The 3,631-nt window shown below is 70.8% G+C and carries 5 protein-coding genes; 3 read left to right on the top strand and 2 right to left on the bottom strand.

What is annotated here, in order from left to right:
* Positions 1 to 1,096 (bottom strand): UvrD-helicase domain-containing protein (locus WAX14_RS01065; protein WP_422626245.1); only part of this gene is annotated, 1,096 nt, incomplete at its 3' end.
* Here WAX14_RS01065 and WAX14_RS01060 point away from each other — a divergent pair.
* Positions 1,095 to 1,931, top strand: a complete 837-nt coding sequence (locus WAX14_RS01060) for an alpha/beta fold hydrolase (RefSeq protein ID WP_422626244.1) — start codon at positions 1,095 to 1,097, stop codon at positions 1,929 to 1,931. The genes WAX14_RS01065 and WAX14_RS01060 overlap by 2 nt on opposite strands.
* Positions 1,932 to 2,228: an MGMT family protein gene (locus tag WAX14_RS01055; RefSeq protein WP_422626243.1), complete on the top strand. Its 297-nt coding sequence runs from the start codon at positions 1,932 to 1,934 to the stop codon at positions 2,226 to 2,228. It begins immediately after the preceding gene.
* 10 nt (positions 2,229 to 2,238) lie between these two features.
* On the opposite strand, the gene WAX14_RS01050 is transcribed toward WAX14_RS01055, so the two are convergent.
* On the bottom strand, positions 2,239 to 2,892 hold the full coding sequence (locus WAX14_RS01050; protein WP_422626246.1) for a DedA family protein: 654 nt from the start codon (positions 2,890 to 2,892) through the stop codon (positions 2,239 to 2,241).
* Positions 2,893 to 2,989: 97 nt separating this feature from the next.
* Between WAX14_RS01050 and mobA the strand changes: the two genes are divergently transcribed.
* The coding region (gene mobA, locus WAX14_RS01045; RefSeq protein ID WP_422626242.1) for a molybdenum cofactor guanylyltransferase at positions 2,990 to 3,631 on the top strand (642 nt) is incomplete at its 3' end.

Below are 3,631 nucleotides of genomic sequence, written 5' to 3'. Positions count from 1 at the left end.
GGGGCAGGCCGGGCAGGCGGCGTGCGATGGAGTCGGTGACGGCGGCGACCTCGGCGCCCGCCCGATGGTTGGTGCCGAGCACGATGTGCCGCTCCGAGTCGGCCTCGGCGAGTTCGGTGAGGAACCGAGGGTCGGCGCCGCGGAAGGTGAACACCGTCTGGTCGGGGTCGCCTGCCACGGTGGCGGTGCGGGTACCGACACCGATGGCCCGGATCAATTGTGCGGACTGCGGATCGAGGTGCTGGGCGTCGTCGACGAGCAGGTGCCGGATGCGGCCGCGTTCGGACGCGAGCAGATCCGGGTCGGTGGCGAACGCGGCCAGCGCGGCACCGACGAGTTCGGCGGCGTCGAGGGCCGGTGCGGTCGCCTCGGGGGCTTCGAGACCGACCGCGCCGCGCAGCAGCATCACCTGCTCGTAGCGTTCGGCGAACAGACCGGCGGCGACCCATTCGGGTCGGTCGCGTTCCTGCCCCAGTTCCACGAGGTCCTCGGGGCCGAGTCCGCGTTCGTTGGCGCGCAGCATCAGGTCGCGAAGTTCGACGGCGAACCCGGTCATGCCGAGTGCGGGGCGCAGCCGCTCGGGCCACATGCCTGCCCCGTCGTCGATGTCGCCGCGCAGCAGTTCGCGCAACACCGCGTCCTGTTCGGCACCGGTGATCAGTCGCGGCGGCGGGTTGCCGTGCGCCGATGCCTGCAGCCGCAGCACCGCGAAGGCATACGAGTGCACGGTCCGGACCAGCGGTTCGCGGGTGGCACGAGCACCGGTGACGGCACCGTCACGCAGCAGACCCGCGGTGATCTGTTCGCGCACCGCGGTCGCTGCCCGCCGCGAATGGGTGAGGACCAGAATCGAGTCCGGGTCTGCGCCGGCCGAGATCCGGGAGACCACCAGGTCGACGAGCAGGGACGTCTTTCCGGTGCCGGGGCCACCGAGGATCTGCCAGGGCCGCCACCGCGGCAGCGGCGGAGCGTCGGCGAACACGCCGCGCACGTCGACGGGCCATTCGCGGCGCGGGGGTGCGGTGTCCGGTCGCTGCACCAGCCGCGCGGCCGGACGGCGTGTCCGGTCGGGTGTGCGGGTGTCGATCCCTGTCATGGCCCTATCCCATCAGACAGGTCCGACAGGGCCGGCTGAGATAGTGGACGCCGTGAACACGTCGCCCTTGCACACCCATCTGTTCGGACCCGTGGACGGCCCACCGATCCTCGCGCTGCACGGCCTGACGGGGCACGGACGCCGGTGGGAACACATCGCGGCCCGGCACCTGCCGCACACCCGATTCGTGGCGCCGGACCTGCGCGGGCACGGCCGGTCGCCGTGGACACCGCCGTGGACCTTCGAAACACACGTGCGGGACCTGCTCGGTGTGCTCGACGCACACTGCACCGAACCGGTACTGGTCGTCGGGCATTCGTTCGGTGGCGCCCTCGCCGTGCATCTCGCGGCCGCCGCACCCGACCGGGTACACGGCCTGCTGCTCCTGGATCCCGCGATCGGCCTGCCACCCGACCGGATGCAGGAGATCGCCGACCTGACGGTCCGCTATCCCGACTACACCGACGCCGCCGAAGCGCGATCCGAGAAGGTGCACGGCGACTGGGGGGAGGTCGCCGAGGAACTGCTCGACGCCGAGATCACCGAGCACCTGATCGAGTTGGAATCCGGCCGGGTGAACTGGCGGCTGTTCGTCCCCGCGCTGGTCACGTCGTGGAGCGAACTGGCCCGCGACTTCGCGCTGCCACCCGCGCACCTTCCGACCACCGTCGTGCGGGCCGCGAAGGTGCAACCGTCGTATGTCACCGACGAGTTCCGCGCGGCCCTCGCCGAACGTCTCGGCGCGAATCTGACCGAGCTGGACTTGGACTGCGACCACATGATCGACCAGGCACGACCGGCGGAAACCGCGGCCCTGATCCGCGGAATGCTGTAGATGGCCGCGACCACCGACGCCCAGATCGAACACGTCCGCGCGCTGGTCGCGTCGATTCCGGCGGGGAAGGTCGCGACCTACGGCGACATCGCAGGCGCCGCAGGACTGTCCAGTCCACGCACCGTCGGGTGGATCATGCGTACGGACAGCGCGGACCTGCCGTGGCATCGGGTACTGCCCGCGTCGGGGAAACCCTCGGCGCACCTGGCGCGGCGTCAACTCGCCCGGCTCGCCGCCGAGGGCACCCCGATCCGCGACGGCCGGGTCGACTTGCCTGCGGCGCGGCACCGATTCTGACGTCGCTTCATCAGCCGGTGTCCCGGCCACGCGCACGACGGCGCAGCACTCGGCGCACGATCAAGACACCGACCGCGACGACGACCGCGACGATCACGACGTACTGGAATCCCGCCGCATACGGTTCGACCCGAGCCCAGTTCTGCCCGAGTGTGAAGCCCGCGACGACGAACACCGTGTTCCAGATCAGGCTGCCCGCGACGGTGAGCGCCGTGAATCGCCACAGCGGCATGCCGGTGATGCCGGCGGGAATCGAGATGAGGCTGCGGAAGATCGGCACCATCCGGCCGAAGAACACCGACTTGCCGCCGTGCCGGTGAAACCACACCACGGTGCGGTCCAGATCCGCGACATCGACCAGTGGCATCGCCTCCACGATCCGCCGGATCCGGTCCTCACCGACCGCGCGACCCACCCCGTACAGTCCCAGCGCGCCGACCAGCGACCCGAGGGTCGTCCAGAACAGTGCACCGGCCAGGGTGAAACTGCCCAGGCTCGCCGCGAACCCGGCGAGCGGCAGGATCACCTCGCTGGGCAGCGGCGGGAAGAAATTCTCCAGGGCAATCGCCAGCCCGGCGCCGAGACCGCCGAGCCGATCCATCAGGGTCAGCGCCCATCCCGCCAGCCCGTCGGTGGGAACATTCGTTCCCGGCGGCACTGACACGAAGCTGATTCGACTCACCCGATCCAGACTAGGCAACGACGGCGATCACACCCGGTCGGATGCACATCACACGGTGCGGTGCGGCAACATGGCCGCCATGACCAGGTTGAGCGGTTCCGAGGCCATCATCGTCGCGGGCGGACGGGCGAGCAGGATGGGTGGTGTCGACAAACCGGCGCTGGTCGTGCACGGCCGGCGGATGCTCGACAGTGCCCTCGCCGCGGTCGCCGAATGCCGACGCGTCACCGTCGTCGGGCCGCACCGTGACGACCTCGATCCCGCGATCAGCCAGGTGCAGGAAACACCCGCCGGTGCAGGCCCGGTCGCCGCGCTCGCCGCCGCACCGATCCCCACCGACGCCCTCGTCCTCACGCTCGCCGCAGACCTGCCGTTCGTCACCTCGGACACGCTGATCGCACTGGTCGATGCGCTGCGCGACGATGCCGACGCCGACGCCGCGTTCGCGGTCGACGAGGACGGGCACACCCAGTTCCTGCTCGCTGCGTGGCGCGGCGCTGCACTCGCCGCACGGTTGGGTGGGTACGACGGCGCGGTGGTGAACCGGCCGGTGAAGTCGCTGCTTCCCGACCGGTACGTGACGGTCGCCGTGCCTGGCACCGAGGACTGCGACACCGACGAGGATCTGCGGCGCGCCCGGACCGCCCGAGGTGGTGTGATCGCGGCCGATCCCGCCGATGCGCGCACCCTCGTGCGTCAGGCCATGCGGCCGGTTCCGGTC

Source organism: Rhodococcus sp. (in: high G+C Gram-positive bacteria) (assembly GCF_049299235.1).
In the GTDB taxonomy this organism is placed as follows: Bacteria; Actinomycetota; Actinomycetes; order Mycobacteriales; family Mycobacteriaceae; genus Rhodococcus.
This window is presented reverse-complemented; position numbering and strand designations above follow the sequence as displayed.